Here is a 19,745-nt window from a genome sequence, read left to right as displayed (position 1 = left end):
CGATTGATACATTGTAACAAAGGACCCGTCCATGCCCGCCCATACCCCACGGCTCAAGCCGCATTCCCTGGCCCTGGCGCTCGCCGCCCTGCTGCCGTCCGTCGCCTTTGCAGCCGGCCAGGACACCGCCCATCGTGACCGCCACCTGACCGAGCTGTCGTCGGTGCAGGTCACCGCGTCGCCATTGCAGGGTGATGCCGAATCGCTGGCGCGCCCGGTGGAGGTGCTGGCCGGTGAACGCCTGGACGAGCAGAAGGCCGGCACCCTCGGCGATACCGTGGCCAAGCTGCCCGGCGTGCAGAGCACCTTCTTCGGCCCCGGCGTCGGCCGCCCGATCATCCGTGGCCAGGAAGGCCCGCGCGTGGCCGTGCTGTCCAACGGCATGGGGAACATGGATGCCTCCACGGTCAGCGCCGACCACGCCACCAGCATCGAACCGTTCCTGGCCGACCAGATCGAAGTACTGAAGGGCCCAGCCACGCTGCTGTTCGGCAGCGGCGCCATTGGTGGTGCGGTCAATGTGGTCGACGGGCGCATCGCGCGCGAGCTGCCGGAGCGGCCGCTCAGCGGTCGTGCCGAACTGCGCGGCAATTCGGTGAACAACGAGCGCAGCGGCATGTTCCGCCTCGATGGCGTCAGCGGCAACGTCGTGCTGCATGTGGATGGCCTGGTCCGCAACGGCGACGACTACCGCATTCCCGGTTACGCGGTGATCGACAGCCTTGAAGACCACCACGACGACCACGACCATGACCACGCGGGCGAGGAAGGCGAAGAACCGCGCCGCGGCCGCCTCGACAACAGCTCGATCCGCACCCGCGCCGGTGGGGTCGGCGCAACGTGGCTGGGCGACGGCGGCTACTTCGGCGTATCGGCCAGTACCTACCGCACCAACTACGGCATTCCCAATGGCGCGCACGTGCACGCCGATGGTGACGATCATGGCCATGACCACGGTCACGACCATGGCGACGAAGAGGAAGGCGGCGACGAGCACGACGTGCGCATCGACATGGTGCAGAACCGCTTCGAGACCAAGGCCGGCATCTACAACCCGGTCTCGTTCCTGAAGAACATCAACGCACGCGTGGCCTACACCGACTACGAACACGTGGAGCTGGAAGCCGGTACGCCGTCGACCCGCTTCACCAACCGCGGCATCGAAGCGCGCCTGGAAGCGGTGCAGCAGCAGATCGGCGGCTGGGACGGCGCCTTCGGCCTGCAGTTCGGCAACAGTGATTTCGGTGCCAAGGGCGAAGAGGCGTTCGTTCCGGATACAGGCACGAAGAACATCGGCCTGTTCGTGCTGCAGGAAAAGCAGTTCGGCCCGTTCAAGCTGGAACTGGGCGGCCGCCACGATCAGGTCAAGCTGGACCCGAGCGGTGACTACCGCCGCCGCACGTTCGGCGCCACCAACCTGTCTGCCGCTGGCATCTGGAAGCTCAACGATGCCGTTGACCTGCGCATCGGCGTGGACAGCTCCGAGCGAGCACCGACCAACGAAGAGCTGTATGCCGCCGGCGCGCACATCGCCACCCGTTCGCTGGAAATCGGCGACGCCAACCTGAAGACCGAGCGCGGCCAGCGCGTGGAACTGGGTATCCACACCCACAGCGAGCGCCTGGACTTCTCCGCGTCGGTCTACCAGACCAGGTTCAAGGACTTCATCTACCTGGCCGACACCGGCATCACCGAGGGCCTGCCAGTGCGCACCTGGACGCAGCAGGACGCGGTATTCCGCGGTGCCGAGGCCGAAGCGCTGGTGCACCTGTTCGAGGGCGGCGCCGGTGACTGGGACCTGCGCCTGTTCGGCGACTATGTGAAGGCCAAGCTGGATGGCAGCGGCAGCCGCAACCTGGACATCGCCGTGCCGCATGGCGACCACAACCACAACTACACGGTGGAACTGGCCAACACCGGCTATCTGCCGCGCATCGCACCGGCCCGCGTCGGCGCCGACCTGCGCTGGTCGAAGGACGGCTGGCGCGCTTCGGTCGGTGCGGTGCGCTACAGCCGCCAGAAGGACGTCGCCCAGAACGAAGCCCCGAGCGACGGCTACACTCTGGTCGACGCGCATCTGGCCTACCGCTGGGATCGCAACGCCAGCAACAGCTACGAGGTGTTCCTGGATGGCAGCAACCTGACCAACCGCGAAGTGCGTCCGCATACCTCGCTGCTGCGCGACTACTCGCCGCTGCCAGGCCGTGGTGTCGCATTCGGCATCCGCGCGTTCTTCTGATCGCGCACGGCGGGGTCGGAGCCCTTTTCGAAGGAAAGGGCTCTGACCCCCACGCCATTCCACGGGGGCCTTCGGGCCCCCGTTTTCATTTCGACCCAAGCCATCACACATTCGTCACAAAGATGTGCGTACCACAACAAGCGGACAATCCCGTCACCCAATGTCTCGCCAATAGGACATTTTTGTCCGAAAATAATTCCATGACTGCCCAACGTGCCGATGCCGCCGCCCGCCGTGCCCTCATCCTCGACGCCGCCGATCATGTGTTCGGCCAACACGGTGTCACCGCCCCGCTGGACCTGGTGGTCGAACGCGCCCAGGTAGGCCGCGCCACCCTGTACCGCAACTTCCCCGACCGCACCGCGCTGATCCAGGCGCTGCTGCAGCGCACGGTCGACCGCATCCGGCGCCAGGTCGAGCAGCTCGGCGACCGCGACGACGCCCTGTTCGAGGTGTTCGAGGGCATGGCCCAGCGCATCATTGATTCGCCGGCATTGGCCGATTACTGGCGTGCGGTCGATTCGGACGTGCCGTCCATGCGCGCCGCGCGCGAGACCGTGCGCGACCTGCTGGAGGAACCGATCGCGCGCGCCAAGGCCGCCGGGCTGTGCCGTGCCGACCTGGAAAAGACGGATATTTCACTGATCTCGGGCATGCTGGGTGCGGCCCTGCGCGGCAAGACCCGCGACGAGCGCGCCCAGTTGGCCGGGCGCGCCCTGCAGCTGCTGCGTGGGGGTCTCCAGGGAGCTGCCAGCGAGGCCCGTTGATGGTCCAGCCGTATCTGAAGCCGGTTCCGGATTGGGAGGAGCACGAAAAGCCGACCATGCCCGGTTCGGCATCGATGCCCTGGCACCCGCCGTATCGGCGCGCGGCCTATGCGCTGGTATCACTGCTGGTGGCGATCACCGGCGGCCTCGGCAATGCGCTGGTCACCGCCAACCTGCCGTTCCTGCAGGGCCAGCTGGCGCTGACCCCGACCCAGGGCAGCTGGCTGGTGGCCGCCTATGCCATGGTGAATGTCACCGCCAACCTGCTGGCCTTCAAGTTCCGCCAGCAGTACGGCATCCGCCTGTTCGCAGAGATCGGGCTGGGCCTGTACGCAGCGCTGGCGGTACTGCACCTGTTCGTCGGCAGCTTCGAGACCACGATGCTGACCCGCGCCGCCAGCGGCTTCGCGGGTGCGGCCTGTTCGACACTGGGCACGCTGTACATGCTGCAGGCGCTGCCGCGCCGCTTTACCGGCAACCTGCTGGTGGTCGGCGTCGGCCTCTCGCAGCTGGCGGTGCCGATCGCCTGGATCGTTTCACCAGGCCTGGTCGATACCGGCCAATGGCATCAGCTCTACTCATTCGAAGCCGGGCTGGCACTGTGCGCGTTCGCGGCAGTGGTGGTGCTGAAGCTGCCGCCCGGCATCCAGGTGAAGGCCTTCGAACCGCTGGACTTCCTCACCTTTGCCCTGCTCGCACCGGCCGTCGCGCTGCTGGTGATCGTGCTGGCGCAGGGCTACACCCGCTGGTGGCTTAACACGCCGTGGCTGGGCTGGGCCCTGGTCGCCTCGATCGTGCTGTCCACCACCGCCTTCATCATCGAGCACTACCGGCGCAATCCGCTGCTGCAGACACGCTGGCTGGCCAGCCTGCCCGTACTGCATTTCATCGTCGGCGCCTTCCTGATCCGCTTCCTGACCACCGAGCAGTCCTACGGCGTGGTCAACCTGATGCGCACGCTCGGCATGGGCCCTGATCAGTTGCGGCCGCTGTTCGTGGTGATTCTTGCCGGCGTGATCACCGGTATCGCCGGCACTGCACTGACCTTCGGGCCCAAACGGCTGATCCCGCAGCTGCTGATGGCGATCCTGCTGCTGGGCGCCGCCGCGTTCTTCGACCAGCACCGCACCAGCATGGATCGGCCGCACGACTTCTACGCCAGCCAGTTCCTGGCCTCGGTCGGTGCCGGCATGTTCATGGGCCCGTTGATCATGCTCGGCATTTCCGCCGCGCTGAAACAGGGCGTGGACCACATGATCACCTTCCTGGTGACGCTGTCGATCACGCAGACGCTGGGCGGCCTGGCCGGCTCGGCCGTGCTGGGGACCTTCCAGCTGCATCGCGAGCAGCTGTATTCCAGCGCGCTGACCAGCCAGCTCGACCCGGCCGACCCGGTGGTGGCACAGCGCCTGCGCATCCAACAGCAGCTGTACGTCGCCCAGATCACCGATCCGGTGCTGCGCAGCGCGCAGGGCAGCGCGCAGTTGGCGCAGACGACGCGCCGCGAAGCCAACGTACGCGGCTTCAATGATGTGTTCACGCTGAGCGGTTGGTTGGCCATCGGCTTCCTGTGCTGGTTGCTGCTGCTGTCGCTGCGCACCGCCGTGCTCAAGCAATGGCGCAAGCGCCACCCCACTTCCCCCGCTGTGGCCACGCCGGCCGCGCCCCGCTGAGTTCTCGACCATGCCTCCCGTCCCGCCCCGACCCGACGACGCCGACAACGTAACCCCACCGCCGCCGACCGACGCGGCGCCTGCCCCTACGCCGGTAGAACCCGCTGTCGCGCCGAAGTACCTCAAGCCCAGCGCGCGCAGCGTGGTGGTGATGGTGGTGGTGGCCCTGCTGGGCATTGCGCTGATCCTGCGCGCCTGGCACCTGTGGCCGTTCACCAGCAGCGTGATGGTGACCGACAACGCGTATGTACGCGGACAGATCACGGTGATGGCGCCACAGGTCAACGGCTATGTAACCGAGGTGCTGGTGAAGGACTTCCAGCACGTGAAGGAAGGCGAGCCGCTGCTGCGCATCGATGACCGCATCTATGCGCAGCGGGTCGCCCAGGCGCAGGCGACGCTGGACAGCGCACGCGCGGCCCTGGCCAACTCGGACCAGTCGCAGGCGCAGAACCGTGCGCAGATTGCCTCCGCCCGCGCCACGTTGTCGGCCGGGCAGGCGGAGCTGCAACGCTCACGCAACGAGACCAAGCGCTACGAGGAACTGGCTGCGCAGCAGCTGGTGTCGATCAACGATCGCGACAAGTTCCGCACCGCGCAGGCCTCGGCGCAGGCCAGCGTGCAGCAGTCGCAGGCGCAGATCCGCATCGCCGAGGAGACCCTGGTATCGACCCAGGTAGCGCGCAAGAGCCTGGAGGCCCAGGTGGAGAGCGCGCAGGCGCAGCTGGAACTGGCGCGCATCGATCTGGCCAACACGGTGATCCACGCGCCGCGCGACGGCCAGATCAGCGAAGCCAGCGTACGCGTGGGCCAGTACGTCGCCGCCGGTTCGCAGCTGCTGTTCCTGGTACCCGACACGCTGTGGGTGGTGGCCAACTACAAGGAAGGCCAGACCTGGGGGATGGCGATCGGCCAGCCGGCCACGTTCTCGGTGGACGCGTTCCAGGGGCAGGTGCTGCGGGGCCGCGTGCAGGAGATCGCGCCCGCCACCGGGTCGGAATTCAGCGTGCTGCGCCCGGACAATGCCAGCGGCAACTTCACCAAGGTGGTGCAGCGGCTACCGGTGCGGATATCGATCAACAGGGATCAGAAGCTGGCAAAGCAGCTGCGCCCCGGCATGTCGGTGATCGTGCGGGTGGATACCCGCTCCAAGCCGATGGACTAGGACGCAGGCCCTGTCGCACCGCTTCCAAAATGCCGGCCAGCGGCCGGCACTACCGTTGCGTTAGCCGGCGCAGCGCGCGCAGAGGCCATGCACTTCCAGGGTCTGCGCCTGCGGCTGGAAACCCAGCTCCTTGGCACGCTTCTCCAGCTGGGTGACGATCTCGCGGTCTTCCAGCTCCACCGCGCTGTGGCAGCTGTTGCAGATCAGGAACGGCACCGAGTGCGCGGCGCTGCTGGGATGGTGGCAGGCCACGAAGGCATTCACCGATTCCAGCTTGTGCACGAAGCCATTGGCCATCAGGAAGTCGAGGGCGCGGTACACGGTGGGCGGGGCATCAGCACCCACGCCCTTGCCGTTGCGCACCCACTCCAGCAGCTCGTACGCCTTGACCGGCTTGCCGGCCTCGGCGATCAGCTTCAGTACGTTGGCGCGGATCGGGGTCAGGCGCAGCCCGCGTTCGCGCGAGACGCGCTCGACCACCGCCACGAAGTCCGATGCGTCGTGGACGTGGTGGTGCGGGGCGGTACAGGCAGTGGCGGTCTTGGCGGGCATGCGTGTTCTCCGGTTCGGGCCTGGCAAGGATGCCTCAGGCCGTTGCTACCTTGGTGATGGCCACATCAATGCGTTTCAAGGCCTGCTCGCGGCCGGCCAGGTAAACGGTATGGGAAATGTCAGGGCTGACCTGGGTGCCGGTGATGGCCACGCGCAGCGGCTGGGCAACCTTGCCCATGCCGATTTCCAGCGCTGCGGCCGCGTCGTGCAGGGCGACGCCCACCGACTCGGCGGTCCATTCCGGCAGGGCGGCCAGCAGCTCGCGGGCCTTGCCCAGCGCCACCTCGGCACCGGCCTTGAAGTGCTTGGCCACCGCCGCTTCGTCGTACTCGGTCAGCGGCTGGTACCAGACCACGGCCTTCTCGGCCATTTCCTTCAGGGTCTGCACGCGTTCACGCAGGGCGATCACCACGTCCTCCGGGGCGGGGCCGGCGGCCACGTCCAGGCCCAGCTTCTGCAGCTGGTAGACCAGGTGCGGCACGATCGCGGACACGTCCTCGGTCTTCAGGAAGTGCTGGTTGACCCAGCCCAGCTTGGCCATGTCCAGGCGCGAGGCCTTGGAATTGCAGTCCTTCACGTCGAACAGGTCGATCAGTTCCTGGCGGCTGAACAGCTCCTGGTCACCGTGCGACCAGCCCAGGCGGGCCAGGTAGCTCAGCAGCGCGTCCGGCAGGTAGCCGGCGTCCTTGTACTGCATCACGTCGGCCGCGCCGGTGCGCTTGGACAGCTTGGCGCCCTGCTCGTCCAGGATCATCGGCATGTGGCCGAACTTCGGCACCGGGGCCCCGATGCCTTCGTACAGGTTGATCTGGCGCGGGGTGTTGTTGATGTGGTCGTCGCCGCGGATGACCTCGGTGATGCCCATGTCCCAGTCGTCCACCACCACCGCGAAGTTGTAGGTGGGGTAGCCGTCCGGGCGGAAGATGACCATGTCATCCAGCTCGCTGTTGGCGATCTCGATACGGCCCTTGATCAGGTCGTCGAACACCACCGTGCCTTCCAGCGGGTTCTTGAAGCGGATGACGCGGTTCGGATCATCCCTGCGCGGCAGGCCCAGGTCACGCGCGGCACCGTTGTAGCGCGGCTTCTCCTGCCTGGCCATGGCGGCCTCGCGCATCGCGTCAAGCTCTTCGCGGGTCTCGTATGCGTAATACGCCTTGCCGTCGGCCACCAGCTGTTCGGCCACTTCCAGGTAACGGGCGACGCGGTCGGTCTGGTAGATCGGGCCTTCGTCATAGTCCAGGCCCAGCCACTCCATCGCCTCCAGGATCGCGTCGATCGCGCCCTGGGTGCTGCGTTCACGGTCGGTGTCCTCGATGCGCAGCACGAACTCGCCGCCACGGTGGCGGGCCTCCAGCCAGCAGTACAGCGCAGTGCGGGCACCACCGATGTGCAGGTAGCCGGTGGGACTGGGGGCGAAGCGGGTGCGGCAGGTCATGGACGGCTCGAGGAACGGGAATCCCCCGATTTTACCAGCCCTCCGCCCCCGACGGAAAAAGGGGACGGAGGGGATTAAGTCGCGATTGCCCAGCCTGGGGCGCTGCAACCGGGAAACGGAGGGGAGAAACGACTTAATCCCCTCCGTCCCCTTTTACGGTTCCACCTTGCGCGGGAACGGCTGCTCGCGCATCGCGGCGTTGTAGGCGAACGAGGCGACGATGGCTGCGGCCTGCTTCAGGTCCTCCGGTTCGGCGTGGTCCCAGGTGTCCAGGTGGCTGTGGTGGACATTGGTGAAGTAGTCCAGCCGGTCCTGGATGAACTGGAAGCCCGGCAGGCCGATGCGGTCGAAGCTGATGTGGTCGGTGCTGCCGGTGTTGCGGGTGGCCACGGTGGTGGCACCCACGTCATGGAACGGCGCCAGCCAGGCTTCGAAGATCGGCATCGCCGCCAGGTTTTCCTGCGCATAGATGCCGCGGAAGCGACCCGAGCCGTTGTCCATGTTGAAGTAGACCTGGAACTTGCCGTAATCGCGGGTCTTCTGCAGCGCGCCGGTGGGCTCGCGCAGCGAGGCCGGCAGCGCCTTCTGCGCCGGGTCGGTGGGTTCCGGGAAACGACCGAAGTGCTTGGCCACATAGGCCTGCGAGCCGATCAGGCCCTGTTCCTCACCGCTCCACAACGCCACGCGGATGGTGCGCCTGGGCTTGGCGCCGGTGGCCTTGAGGATGCGCATCGCCTCCATCATCACCGCCACGCCAGCCGCGTTGTCGGCCGCACCGGTACCGCTGTGCCAGGAATCCAGGTGCGCGCCGATCATCACCACTTCATCGGGCTTGCTGCTGCCACGGATCTCGGCCAGCGTGTTGTAACCGGGCTGGTCGGCCTCATCGGTGAAGCGTGCTGCCACATCCACGCGCAGGCGCACCGTCTGCTTGGCCTCCAGCGCGCGCACCAGCGGATTGAAGTGCTCGCTGATCATCGCCAGCTCGGGGATGCCCACCGACTCACCGGCCTTGCGCGAACCACCACCGGCAACCCGGATGATGCCGTTGTCCCAGCTACTGATGCTGATCGAGGCCAGCGCGCCCTCTTCCACGAAGAACGCATTGACCTTGGTCGCCAGCTGCTGGCGTTCCTGGTACTCCTTGACCCGCTTGGCACGCTCGGCGGTGGCGTCCTTGTCCTTGGGCAGGGTGAACTCCTGCAGGCCTTCCAGCGAGGTGGCGTCGTGGCGATGCGAATCCGCCTCGGTGCCGCGCTTGTACTCGCGCGCCTCGCCCAGCAGCAGGATCTTGCCGCGCAGCTTGCCGCGGTACTTCTCGATGTCTTCGGGCTTCTTGATCTCGACCTGGACCAGCTCGCCTTCAACCGGCCCGTTGGTGCCCGGCGTCCAGGCCTTGGGCAGTGCATGCAGCGGCTGCACGCGGTCGCCCAGCATCTCCACGCTCGCCGAAGTGAACTCCCAGCCGCGCCCGAAGTCGTCGAAGGCCTCGTCGTGGACGTTGTCCAGCTTCCATTCGTTGAACTTGCCGCGGGTCCAGGCGTTGGCGCGACCCATCGCCGGCGAGTTGGTCAGGCGCGGGCCGATGCGCTCGGTGAGATAGCTGAAGGTGTCCATCACCTGCGAGCGGTGGAAGGCCTCCTGGCGGATGCGGCTGACCATGTCCAGGTCCACCGTCTCGCGCTGCTGCGCTCCTGCGTTGCCACCCATCGCCAGCGCTGCGGCCAGCATGCCCCACTTCAACACATCGCACCCCTGCCCTTCGGCTCGATCATCAACTCGTCGAGTCTAGCCAGCGGGGGCGCGGGGATACCGTCCCATCGGTCATGGGCGGGATGGAAGCGTGCGAACCAAGGTTCGCACCCACAGGAGAGTGGTTGGTTCGCACCTGCCACGCCACATCACCCACTCCATCCCAGCCACAACTGTGCCCGTTCCGGCAGCAGCAGCAACCAGTGCCGCCGGTCGATGCTGCTGCAGCCATACACCGCCGCGTGTGCCGGCCAGTCATCCGGAAGGCCACCGATACCGATCTCGGCCAGCGCCTCCGCCCCGGCCTTCCATGGCCGGTAGCGCGGCACCCGGCCAGCCACCGCGCCGCGTCCCTGCCGCGCGCCCTGCAGCCAGCGCAATCCCTGCCCCTGCAATCCTTCGCAGGTCACCGCCGCCAGCTGGAAGCGGACCAGGCCGGGGGCGATCCGCGCCCCCGGCAGGGCCGCCAGCACGCCATGTGCCTGCAGCAGCGCATCCACTTCCAGCAGGGCCGGAATGCCCTGCCGTGCCCGTTGCCGCAATCCCTGGCGCCAGCCCATGGCCTGCTCCTTACTTCAGCTCCGCGCCGAGCGCGTACCAGTCGACCCGGCGGGTCACCCACATCGCCAGCGCCAGGATCACGAACAGCAGCAGCGAACCCATCAGCAGCGCGTTGTTCTCCGACACCAGCAGGCCATACAGCGCGCCGTACAGCACGGTCAGCAGCGCGGCGAAGCCGAGGCCGCGCTTCCAATGGCCCAGCACGTTGGCCAGGTACACCGCCTGCAGGCCGATACAGGCCACGGCCGATACCAGGTAGGCCTTCCAGAACGCGATGTGCTCGGACAGGCTGATCAGCAGCAGGAAGAAGATCGCCAGCGCCAGGCCCACCATCAGGTACTGCAACGGGTGGATGCGCAGCGACTTGATCAGCTCAAACAGGATGAAGCCGACGAAGGTGAGCAGCACGAACAGCACGCCGTATTTCGAGGCACGGTCGGCCTGGGTGTAGGTATCGACCGGATCGACCAGCGACACCGTCACCGCCTGCGATTCGACCGCACCATCATTGCGCAGCTGGCGCTGGGCATCGGAGGCCAGCGAGGACACCGCCCAGCGTGCATCGAAGCCCTGCGCATCAACGCGGCGTTCGTTGGGCAGGAACGCGCCGCTGAACGACGGATGCGGCCAGCTCGAACGCAGCGCGATGTGGGTGTCATCGCCCACCGGCACCACCGACAGCATGCGGCTGCCATCCAGGCGCAGCTCCAGTTCAACCGTGCTGGCAGCCAGCGTGCCGCCCTGATCCGCAGCGAAACCCGCCACCGGTGCATGCAGGCCTCGCCCCACCTCGCTGGCCGCGCCAACGCCCGGCAGCAACCGCAGCTGCTTGCCATCCACGCGCAGGTTCGGCGTACCGACCAGGCCACGCACATCGGATACACCAACCGCGACATACGGCTGGCCGTAACTGCGGCCGGCCTTCACCGGGTAGTCGTCTGCGGCGAAGGTCGCCTTCATCTGGCCGTTCCAGCTGTACACCGGCACCTTGAACAGGCCGACTTCGCGCTGGCTCGGCAGCATCTCGCCGCCCACCTCCAGCGACGCCGGCATCTGCAGCCAGTGCCCCTCGGTGACCTGCACCTCGGTCTTCTTGACGCCCAGCGGATCAACCAGTTCAACCTGCTTGCGTTCCACCCACGGCACCACCCGCACCGGGCCCACCAGCTGCTGTGCACCGGCGCGGCTGTCGGCCACCCGCGAGAACGCCTCGTCGCGGTACGCACTGCGTTCGTTGATGACCCCGCGGATCATCGTCAGCGGCACCAGCAGCAGCAGGATCAGCCCGCCGACAATGGCGAACCTCAGCAGCATCTTCAGGGATTTCATGGTCCATCCTCGTTGGAGAGGGCTGCAGGATGGACCGCTGGGGTGAGCAGGGTTTGTGGCGAATTTGAAGCGAGTGTGAAGTCAGCGGCGCGGGCGCTGGCCCGGCGCACCCGATGGCAGCCACAGGCTGGCCACGGTGCCGCCGCCCTCGCGGACGTCGACACTGGCGCGTCCATCGTGCAGGCGCGCCACTTCCTGCACGAATGGCAGGCCCAGGCCGGAACTGCGCCGCCCGCTGCCGGGCCGCGCCAGCGAATAGAAGCGCTCGAACACCCGTTCGCGCGCATAGTCCGGGATGCCGGCACCGCGATCGGCCACCTGCAGGCGCACGCCCTGCCCGTCCACCTCGGCCTGCAGCGCGATCTCCGCGCCGGACGGCGAGAAGGCAATCGCGTTGTCGATCAGGTTGTGCAGTGCCTGCCGCAGCAGGTAGGCGTCGCCCTGCACCCGCAGGTCGGGCACGTTGCCGATGTGGACCCGCACACCGGCCGCCTGTGCACGCACCTGCGCGGCAGCGGCCGCATCGGCCAGCAATGCCGGCAATGCAATCGGGTCGCGGGTCTGCAGCCAACCGTGCTGTTCCACTTCGGCCAGCGCCAGCAGCTTGTCGATGGTCTCGGTCAGCCGCTCCTGCTGGTCGACAATGCTGCGCGCGAAATGCACGCGGTCCGCTTCGGGCAGCGGCTCCTGCAGCAGTTCGGCGGCACCGCGGATCGCCGCCAGCGGGCTCTTCATCTCGTGCGTCAGCGACTGCACGTACTGCTCGACGTAGGCCTTGCCTTCGAGCTTGCGGCGCATCGTTTCCAGCGCCTGGCCGAGATCGCCGATCTCGTCGCGACGGCGCCGTGGTGGTGGCACCGGTTCGCCCGCGCTGACCGCGCGTGCATAGCGGCTGAGCTGGCCGAGGCCAGTGGTCAGCCACATCGTCACCAGCACGCCGACCAGCGCCGACAATCCGATGAGCCAGGCACCGCGCTCGATGATGGCGCGCTGGCTGGCAGCGATGAACGGATCAATGCTGCGGTTGGGCTGGGCCAGGCTGAGCACGCCGATCAGGGTGCGGCCATCGGCCGGGTCGTATACCGGCGCCGCTACATGCATCACCGTATCGCCTTCCTCGCCCGGAATCTCGGGGCTGGAACGGGCACCGTACTCGCCACGCAGGGTGCGGTAGACATCATTCCAGCGCGAATTGTCGCGCCCAAGGTCACGGCCCAGCGAGTCGTAGATGACGATGCCCTTGGCATCGGTGATGGTCACCCGGTAATCCAGCGAGCGCTTCGGGAAACGCCAGACCATTGCCTTCAGGTCGCGCTGCCGTGCCTTGGCCAGGTTGCGGGTGAAACTGCCGCTGCGGATGGTGCCGTCCTTGACGTCGGCGGCGGCCATCTCGGCCAGCACGTTGGCCGCATCGACCAGGGTCGATTCCATCGCCTGGCGCACACCCGGCTTCACTTCGTTGACGAACACCCGCATCACGAAGAAGGCCGCGATGCCGGTGATCAGGAAGAAGCCCAGGAACAGCTTCAGCACCAGGCGCATCGGCTAGACCTCCAGCGCGTAGCCAAGGCCACGGTGGGTGCGGATCGGGTCGTCGCTGGCACCGGCCGCGCGCAGCTTGGCACGCAGCGTCTTTACATGGGTATCGACGGTGCGGTCGGCACTGTCGGCGCTGCTGTCCCAGCCACGGTCCATCAGCTGGGCACGGCTGAGGATGGCACCGGGTCGCTGCAGCAGCGCCTCCAGCAGCGCGTACTCGTAGCGGGTCAGATCCAGTGCCTGGCCACGGAAGCGGATGCGCCGGCCTTCGCGGTCGATGGCGAACGCGCCATGTTCCTGCCAGCCTGCATCGGCGCTGGGCGCTGCGATGACCGGCGCCGCACGGCGCAGGCGTGCACGCACCCGCGCCACCAGCTCGCGCGGCGAGAACGGCTTGGTCATGTAATCGTCGGCGCCCAGCTCCAGGCCGAGCACGCGGTCCACTTCATCATTGCGGGCGGTCAGGAAGATCACCGGCAGCTGCGCCGCCGGCCCGGGCTGCGCGCGCAGCCGCCGGCACACCTCGAATCCGCCCAGGTCGGGCAGGCCCACGTCCAGCACCACCACGTCGATATCCCCGGCCTGCAGCCGCTGCAGCGCCTCCCCGCCCAGCAGGCAGTGGCTGGCGGCATAGCCCTCGCTGCGCAGCGCATAGAGCACGGTTTCGGCGATGGCGGCTTCGTCCTCGACTACCAGGACATGGGCAACGGGAGCTGTCATGGCGCGCAGCATAGCCGCTGCGGCCGCCGCCCCGTACACTGCCGGCCATGAACTATCGCCACGCCTTCCATGCCGGCAACCACGCCGATGTGCTCAAGCACATCGTGCAGCTGGCCCTGATCGACAGCTTCAAGCGCAAGGACAGCCCGTTCTTCGTGCTCGACACCCACGGCGGTGCCGGCCGCTACCTGCTGGCCAGCGAAGAGAGCCGCAAGACCCTGGAGGCCGAATCCGGGATCATGCGGCTGATGGCCCAGCCCAAGCTGCCGGAGGTGGTCGAGCGCTACCTGAAGGCGGTCCAGGCCGACAACCCGGTGGGCGCGCTGACCAACTACCCGGGCTCGCCGCTGCTGAGCGCACAGGCGATGCGCGCGCAGGACCGGATGGCGGTCTGCGAGCTGCAGGAAGCCGAAACGGCCACGCTGAAGGCCCTGTTTGCCCATGACAGCCGCGTCGATGTGCGCGCTGGCGATGGCTATGCCCTGCTGCGCTCGCTGCTGCCGCCGAAGTTCAACGGCAGCAAGATCGGTCGTGGCCTGGTGCTGATCGATCCGCCGTACGAGGCGCAGGACGCCGAATACCAGAACATCCTGGCTGCCCTGGCCGAGACCCTGGCACGCTGGCCGCAGGCCACCTGTGCGGTCTGGTTCCCGATCAAGCAGCGCCGCACCATCCTGCATTTCCTCCGCAAGGCCACTGCCCTGCCGGTCAAGTCGGCGATGACGATCGAGTTCCTGGTGCGCCCGGACGACTCGCCGCTGCGCCTCAACGGCAGCGGCATGCTGCTGCTCAACCCGCCGTGGCAGTTCGACCGGGTGGTCGGCCCGGCCCTGCCGGCGCTGCGCCAGCACCTGGGCGAACCGGGGGCCAGCACCCGCCTGGATTGGCTCAAAGCCCCCGAATAACGGCCTTCACGAGGCTGTACCGCCGTGAGCCTTTCGTTCACGGAATGCAGCCCCGGTGATGCCACAATCGATGGACCACCAAGGAATCACCCGGTATGGCCACTCGCAACCGCATGCCGCCCTGGCATGAGATCTTCAAGGCTCCCAGCGGCCACGAGCTGCTGATCCGCCCCATCCGCCCGGAAGACGGCGCACCGCTGCAAGCGGCGTTCAGCCTGTTCGGGCCGGAAGAAATCCGTGATCGTTTCCTGCAGGCGGTGACCGAGCTGTCACCGGAAACCACCCAGCGCCTGACCCACCCCAATCCCAAGACCGAGATCACCCTGGTCGCAGCCGAGTCCCTGCCCGCTGGCGAAGCGGTGGTCGGCGCGGTCGCCCGGGCCTCGATCATCCCCGGTACCCGTGAAGCCGAGTACGCGATCCTGATCAGCCGCTTCCTCATTGGCCAAGGCCTGGGCCGGCAGCTGATGCGCAAGCTGGTGAAGTGGGGCCGCGGCAAGTACCTCGACCGCCTGTACGGCGACGTTGCCGCCGAGAACGAGCCGATGAAGCAGCTGGCCGCCTCGCTGGGCTTCAAGCCGGTGCCGCACCCGACCGGTGCCGAAGGCCTGGTGCGGATGGTGCTGGAGCTGGACAACTGACGGATGCGCCGGGCCCTGCCCGGCCATGCCTCCCGGTAGTGCCGGCCGCTGGCCGGCATTGTGTTCCCCCAACGGCACGTGAGGCCGTCGGCAAACGGCCGGCACGACCCACCGGGCTTCGATCGGGCTTCTGCTAAAATCCGGGGTCCATGTCGCGTACCTCATACCCCGCCCCGCCGCTGCCGCGCGCCGGCCAGCTCCGCGCCTGGTGGCGCGCCCCCGCCTCGCCGACCGCCCTGGCCTGGTACCTGGCCCAGGCCGCGCGTGCGCATGACGCCCCGCTGCTGGTGATCGCCCGTGACAACCACGGTGCCAACCAGCTCGAAGCCGACCTGCAGACCCTGCTTGGCGGTGACCCGGCCCTGCCGGTGGTCGCCTTCCCGGACTGGGAAACCCTGCCGTACGACCGCTTCAGCCCGCATCCGGACATCATCTCGCAGCGCTTGTCCGCCCTGCACCGCCTGCCGGCGCTGAAGCGCGGCCTGGTGATCGTGCCGGTGCAGACCCTGCTGCAGCAGCTGGCCCCGCGCAGCTATGTGATCGGTGGCAGCTTTGACCTGAAAGTCGGCCAGCGCCTGGACCTGGAAGCCGAGAAGCGTCGCCTGGAAAGCGCCGGCTACCGCAACGTGCCGCAGGTGATGGACCCAGGTGACTTCGCGGTGCGCGGCGGCCTGCTCGACGTGTTCCCGATGGGCGCCGACGAGCCGCTGCGGGTAGAACTACTGGACGAGGACATCGACTCGATCCGTGCCTTCGATCCGGAAAGCCAGCGTTCGCTGGACAAGGTCGAGGCGGTGCACATGCTGCCCGGCCGCGAAGTGCCGATGGACGAGGCCAGCATCGCACGCGTGCTGGCCACGCTGCGCGAGCGTTTCGATGTGGATACCCGGCGCAGTTCGCTGTACCAGGATCTGAAGTCCGGGCTGGCCCCGGCCGGCGTCGAGTACTACCTGCCGCTGTTCTTCGAACGCACCGCAACCCTGTTCGACTACCTGCCCGACGGCAGCCTGCCGGTGGTCTGTACCGGTGCGTATGAAGCGTCCGTCGCGTTCTGGGCGCAGACCGCGGACCGCTATGAGCAGCGCCGCCATGATGTGGAGCGCCCGCTGCTGCCGCCTTCGGCGTTGTACCTGTCGCCGGAGCTGCTACGCGAGCGCCTGAACGATGCCCCGCGCATCGAGGTGTGGTCGGCTGACCACGCGCGCATCGCCGATGCCCACGCGCTGGGTGACCAGCCGCTGCCGCCGCTGCCGGTGGCCGCGCGCGAGGCCCCCGCTGGCGACGCGCTGAAATCCTTCCTCGGCCACTATCCGGGCCGGGTACTGATCGCCGCCGATTCGCCCGGGCGTCGCGAGGCCCTGCTGGAAGTGCTGCAGGCCGCCGAGCTGAAGCCGCCGGTGGTGGCCGACCTGCCCAGCTTCCTCGCCGACGATGCGCGCTTCGCGATCGCGGTGGCACCGCTGGAAGATGGCTTCGCACTGGACGATCCGCGCATCGCGGTGCTGACCGAGCGCCAGCTGTTCCCCGAGCGCGCCGGCAGCACCCGCCGCACGCGCCGTGCCGGCCGCGAGCCGGAAGCGATCATCCGCGACCTCGGCGAACTGACCGAGGGTGCACCGATCGTGCACGAGGACCATGGCGTCGGCCGCTACCGTGGCCTGATCGCGATGGACGTCGGCGGCATGCCCGGCGAGTTCCTCGAAATCGAATACGCCAAGGGCGACCGCCTGTATGTGCCGGTCGCCCAGCTGCACCTGATCAGCCGCTACTCCGGCGCTTCAGCGGAAACCGCGCCGCTGCATTCGCTCGGTGGCGAGCAGTGGAGCAAGGCCAAGCGCAAGGCCGCCGAAAAGGTTCGCGACGTCGCTGCCGAACTGCTGGAGATCCAGGCCCGTCGCCAGGCGCGTGCCGGCCTGGCACTGCAGGTGGACCGTGCGATGTACGAGCCGTTCGCAGCCGGATTCCCGTTCGAGGAAACCCCCGATCAGCTGGCCGCCATCGACGCCACCCTGCGCGACCTCGCCAGCAGCCAGCCGATGGACCGTGTGGTCTGCGGCGACGTCGGCTTCGGCAAGACCGAGGTGGCGGTGCGTGCGGCATTCGCCGCCGCCAGTGCCGGCAAGCAGGTGGCCGTGCTGGTGCCGACCACGCTGCTGGCCGAACAGCATTACCGCAACTTCCGCGACCGCTTCGCCGATTACCCGCTGAAGGTCGAGGTGCTGTCGCGCTTCAAGAGCACCAAGGAGATCAAGGCCGAGCTGGAAAAGGTCGCCGCCGGCACCATCGACGTCATCGTCGGCACCCATCGCCTGCTGCAGCCCGACGTGAAGTTCAAGGACCTGGGCATGGTCATCGTCGACGAAGAGCAGCGTTTCGGCGTGCGCCAGAAGGAAGCCCTGAAGGCGCTGCGCGCCAACGTGCACCTGCTGACCCTGACCGCCACGCCGATCCCGCGCACCTTGAACATGGCCATGGCCGGCCTGCGTGACCTGTCGATCATCGCCACGCCGCCGCCGAACCGGCTGGCGGTGCAGACCTTCATCACCCAGTGGGACAACGCGCTGCTGCGCGAAGCCTTCCAGCGCGAGCTGGCACGTGGCGGCCAGCTGTACTTCCTGCACAACGACGTGGAAAGCATCGGCCGCATGCAGCGCGAGCTGTCCGAGCTGGTGCCGGAAGCGCGCATCGGCATCGCCCACGGGCAGATGCCCGAGCGCGAGCTGGAAAAGGTGATGCTGGACTTCCAGAAGCAGCGCTTCAACGTGCTGCTGTCGACCACGATCATCGAATCGGGCATCGACATCCCCAACGCCAACACCATCATCATCAACCGCGCCGACCGCTTCGGCCTGGCCCAGCTGCACCAGCTGCGTGGGCGCGTGGGCCGTTCGCACCACCGTGCCTACGCCTACCTGATCACCCCCGACCGCCGCGCGATCACCCCCGACGCTGAGAAGCGCCTGGAAGCGATCGCCTCGATGGACGAGTTGGGCGCCGGCTTCACCCTGGCCACGCACGATCTGGAGATCCGCGGTGCCGGCGAACTGCTCGGCGAGGACCAGAGCGGGCAGATGGCCGAGGTCGGCTTCAGCCTGTACACCGAGCTTCTGGAGCGCGCGGTACGCAGCATCAAGCAGGGCAAGCTGCCCGACCTGGATGCCGGCGAGGAAGTGCGTGGTGCCGAGGTCGAGCTGCATGTGCCGGCATTGATCCCGGAAGACTACCTGCCGGACGTGCATACCCGCCTGACCCTGTACAAGCGTATTTCCAGCGCGCGCGACAGCGATGCGCTGCGCGAACTGCAGGTGGAGATGATCGATCGCTTCGGCCTGCTGCCGGATGCGGCCAAGCACCTGTTCGCCATCGCCGAGCTGAAGCTGAAAGCCAACGCGCTGGGCATCCGCAAGCTGGACCTGGGTGAGAACGGTGGCCGCATCGTGTTTGAGTCCAAGCCGAACATCGATCCGATGGCGGTGATCCAGCTGATCCAGAAACAGCCAAACCTCTATGCCATGGAAGGGCCCGACAAGCTTCGCATCAAGCATCCGCTGCCGTTGCCGGAGGACCGCTTCAACGCGGCCCGCGCCCTTCTGACCACCCTCGCCCCGGGTTGATCGCCCCCGAACACCCCGCACCGGTCCCCACCCGGTGCGGGCGGATGACCATGTTTCCTGACGCCGTACCCGCCCCCGACCTGCTGCATGCACAGGCCTGCCTGATCGATGCCCTCTCGATGTCGCTGCAGATGCGCGACGCTTACACCCGCCACCATTGCGACCGCGTTGGCCTGCTCGCGCAGCGCCTGGCCACGCACTGCGATCTGGATGACGAGGCCAGTGCGCAGATCGGCCTGGCCGCACGCTTCCATGACATCGGCAAGATCGGCATTCCCGATGAGGTGCTGCTGGCCCCGCGCCGGCATACCGACGAGGAGCGCGCGATCATGCGCGAGCATCCGGTGCGCGGTGAACACATCTTCCTGGCCACTGGCCGCAGCGACGCGGCACCGGTTGCGCGGCTGATCCGCGCCCATCACGAGGCGTTCGATGGCAGTGGCTATCCCGATGGGCTGCGCGGCGAGAGCATTCCGTTGGGCTCACGCATCGTCACCGTTGCGGATGCCTATGACGCGATGACCAGCGTGCGTCCCTACCGTGCCGCGATGGAACACGAGACGGCACTGCGCATCATCGACGAGCAATCCGGTGGTCTGATCGACCCTTACGTTCTGCAACGCTTCCATCGCCTGCTGGCGCAGGAACCTGAGCTGGCCTGAGATCTCCCCGCACGTGAAACGACCCGGCGGTAGAGTCGACTGTTAGTTGTGATCTCTCTGTACGTTGTTCATCCGGGACATCTTTGGAAAATGGTGGTTACCACACCTCTCCAGACCCCAAAGAGCCCGGATGAACCACCATAAAAATGCCCGTTTGACCGTCCATAGTCGAGCACTTCTTATTCGCC

At 67.4% G+C, this 19,745-nt stretch carries 15 protein-coding genes; 8 read left to right on the top strand and 7 right to left on the bottom strand.

Features of this window, described 5'->3' with window-relative positions; genetic code table 11:
* Positions 1 to 31 precede the first annotated feature (31 nt).
* From AC5P6S_RS10780 to AC5P6S_RS10765, 4 genes are all read left to right on the top strand, one after another.
* On the top strand, positions 32 to 2,239 hold the full coding sequence (locus AC5P6S_RS10780) for a TonB-dependent receptor (RefSeq protein ID WP_065183069.1): 2,208 nt from the start codon (positions 32 to 34) through the stop codon (positions 2,237 to 2,239).
* A gap of 200 nt (positions 2,240 to 2,439) precedes the next feature.
* A complete protein-coding gene (locus AC5P6S_RS10775) occupies positions 2,440 to 3,006 on the top strand; it encodes a TetR/AcrR family transcriptional regulator (protein WP_019659167.1) in 567 nt (188 codons plus the stop codon).
* Positions 3,006 to 4,679: an MFS transporter gene (locus tag AC5P6S_RS10770; protein WP_005408691.1), complete on the top strand. Its 1,674-nt coding sequence runs from the start codon at positions 3,006 to 3,008 to the stop codon at positions 4,677 to 4,679. Before AC5P6S_RS10775 ends, AC5P6S_RS10770 begins: the two co-directional genes overlap by 1 nt.
* A 10-nt stretch (positions 4,680 to 4,689) precedes the next feature.
* The gene (locus AC5P6S_RS10765) at positions 4,690 to 5,844 is read left to right on the top strand and encodes an HlyD family secretion protein (RefSeq protein ID WP_049397507.1); all 1,155 of its coding nucleotides are present in this window, start codon (positions 4,690 to 4,692) and stop codon (positions 5,842 to 5,844) included.
* A 60-nt stretch (positions 5,845 to 5,904) separates the two neighbouring features.
* Here AC5P6S_RS10765 and AC5P6S_RS10760 read toward each other — a convergent pair whose 3' ends face one another.
* The 7 genes from AC5P6S_RS10760 to creB form a co-directional block, all read right to left on the bottom strand.
* Positions 5,905 to 6,396 carry a Fur family transcriptional regulator gene (locus AC5P6S_RS10760; protein WP_004150412.1) on the bottom strand — a complete coding sequence of 164 codons (492 nt, stop codon included), beginning with the start codon at positions 6,394 to 6,396 and terminating at the stop codon, positions 5,905 to 5,907.
* A 34-nt stretch (positions 6,397 to 6,430) separates the two neighbouring features.
* Positions 6,431 to 7,834, bottom strand: a complete 1,404-nt coding sequence (gene gltX, locus AC5P6S_RS10755) for a glutamate--tRNA ligase (RefSeq protein WP_099479451.1) — start codon at positions 7,832 to 7,834, stop codon at positions 6,431 to 6,433.
* Between the two features lie 153 nt (positions 7,835 to 7,987).
* Complete coding sequence (locus tag AC5P6S_RS10750; protein ID WP_099523293.1) at positions 7,988 to 9,565, bottom strand: M20/M25/M40 family metallo-hydrolase; 1,578 nt, start codon at positions 9,563 to 9,565, stop codon at positions 7,988 to 7,990.
* Between the two features lie 170 nt (positions 9,566 to 9,735).
* The gene (locus tag AC5P6S_RS10745; protein WP_012479575.1) at positions 9,736 to 10,146 is read right to left on the bottom strand and encodes a hypothetical protein; all 411 of its coding nucleotides are present in this window, start codon (positions 10,144 to 10,146) and stop codon (positions 9,736 to 9,738) included.
* A gap of 10 nt (positions 10,147 to 10,156) precedes the next feature.
* Positions 10,157 to 11,476 carry a cell envelope integrity protein CreD gene (creD, locus tag AC5P6S_RS10740; protein WP_059036003.1) on the bottom strand — a complete coding sequence of 440 codons (1,320 nt, stop codon included), beginning with the start codon at positions 11,474 to 11,476 and terminating at the stop codon, positions 10,157 to 10,159.
* Positions 11,477 to 11,557: 81 nt separating this feature from the next.
* Positions 11,558 to 13,018, bottom strand: a complete 1,461-nt coding sequence (gene creC, locus AC5P6S_RS10735; protein ID WP_076739584.1) for a two-component system sensor histidine kinase CreC — start codon at positions 13,016 to 13,018, stop codon at positions 11,558 to 11,560.
* A gap of 3 nt (positions 13,019 to 13,021) precedes the next feature.
* Entirely contained in the window at positions 13,022 to 13,747 is a 726-nt protein-coding gene (creB, locus tag AC5P6S_RS10730; protein WP_005408684.1) for a two-component system response regulator CreB, read from the bottom strand.
* A gap of 35 nt (positions 13,748 to 13,782) precedes the next feature.
* Between creB and AC5P6S_RS10725 the strand changes: the two genes are divergently transcribed.
* The 4 genes from AC5P6S_RS10725 (at position 13,783) to AC5P6S_RS10710 (ending at position 19,557) form a co-directional block, all read left to right on the top strand.
* Positions 13,783 to 14,640: a 23S rRNA (adenine(2030)-N(6))-methyltransferase RlmJ gene (locus tag AC5P6S_RS10725; RefSeq protein ID WP_005408683.1), complete on the top strand. Its 858-nt coding sequence runs from the start codon at positions 13,783 to 13,785 to the stop codon at positions 14,638 to 14,640.
* A 95-nt stretch (positions 14,641 to 14,735) separates the two neighbouring features.
* On the top strand, positions 14,736 to 15,281 hold the full coding sequence (locus AC5P6S_RS10720; RefSeq protein WP_004150340.1) for a GNAT family N-acetyltransferase: 546 nt from the start codon (positions 14,736 to 14,738) through the stop codon (positions 15,279 to 15,281).
* A 149-nt stretch (positions 15,282 to 15,430) separates the two neighbouring features.
* Positions 15,431 to 18,895 carry a transcription-repair coupling factor gene (gene mfd / locus AC5P6S_RS10715; protein ID WP_005412695.1) on the top strand — a complete coding sequence of 1,155 codons (3,465 nt, stop codon included), beginning with the start codon at positions 15,431 to 15,433 and terminating at the stop codon, positions 18,893 to 18,895.
* A gap of 44 nt (positions 18,896 to 18,939) precedes the next feature.
* Positions 18,940 to 19,557: an HD-GYP domain-containing protein gene (locus AC5P6S_RS10710; protein ID WP_005412694.1), complete on the top strand. Its 618-nt coding sequence runs from the start codon at positions 18,940 to 18,942 to the stop codon at positions 19,555 to 19,557.
* Positions 19,558 to 19,745 lie beyond the last annotated feature (188 nt).

Source organism: Stenotrophomonas sp. YJH_SMC_119 (genome assembly GCF_059368315.1).
The sequence above is the reverse complement of the archived record's forward strand: the minus strand, read 5'-3'. Positions and strand labels throughout refer to the sequence as shown.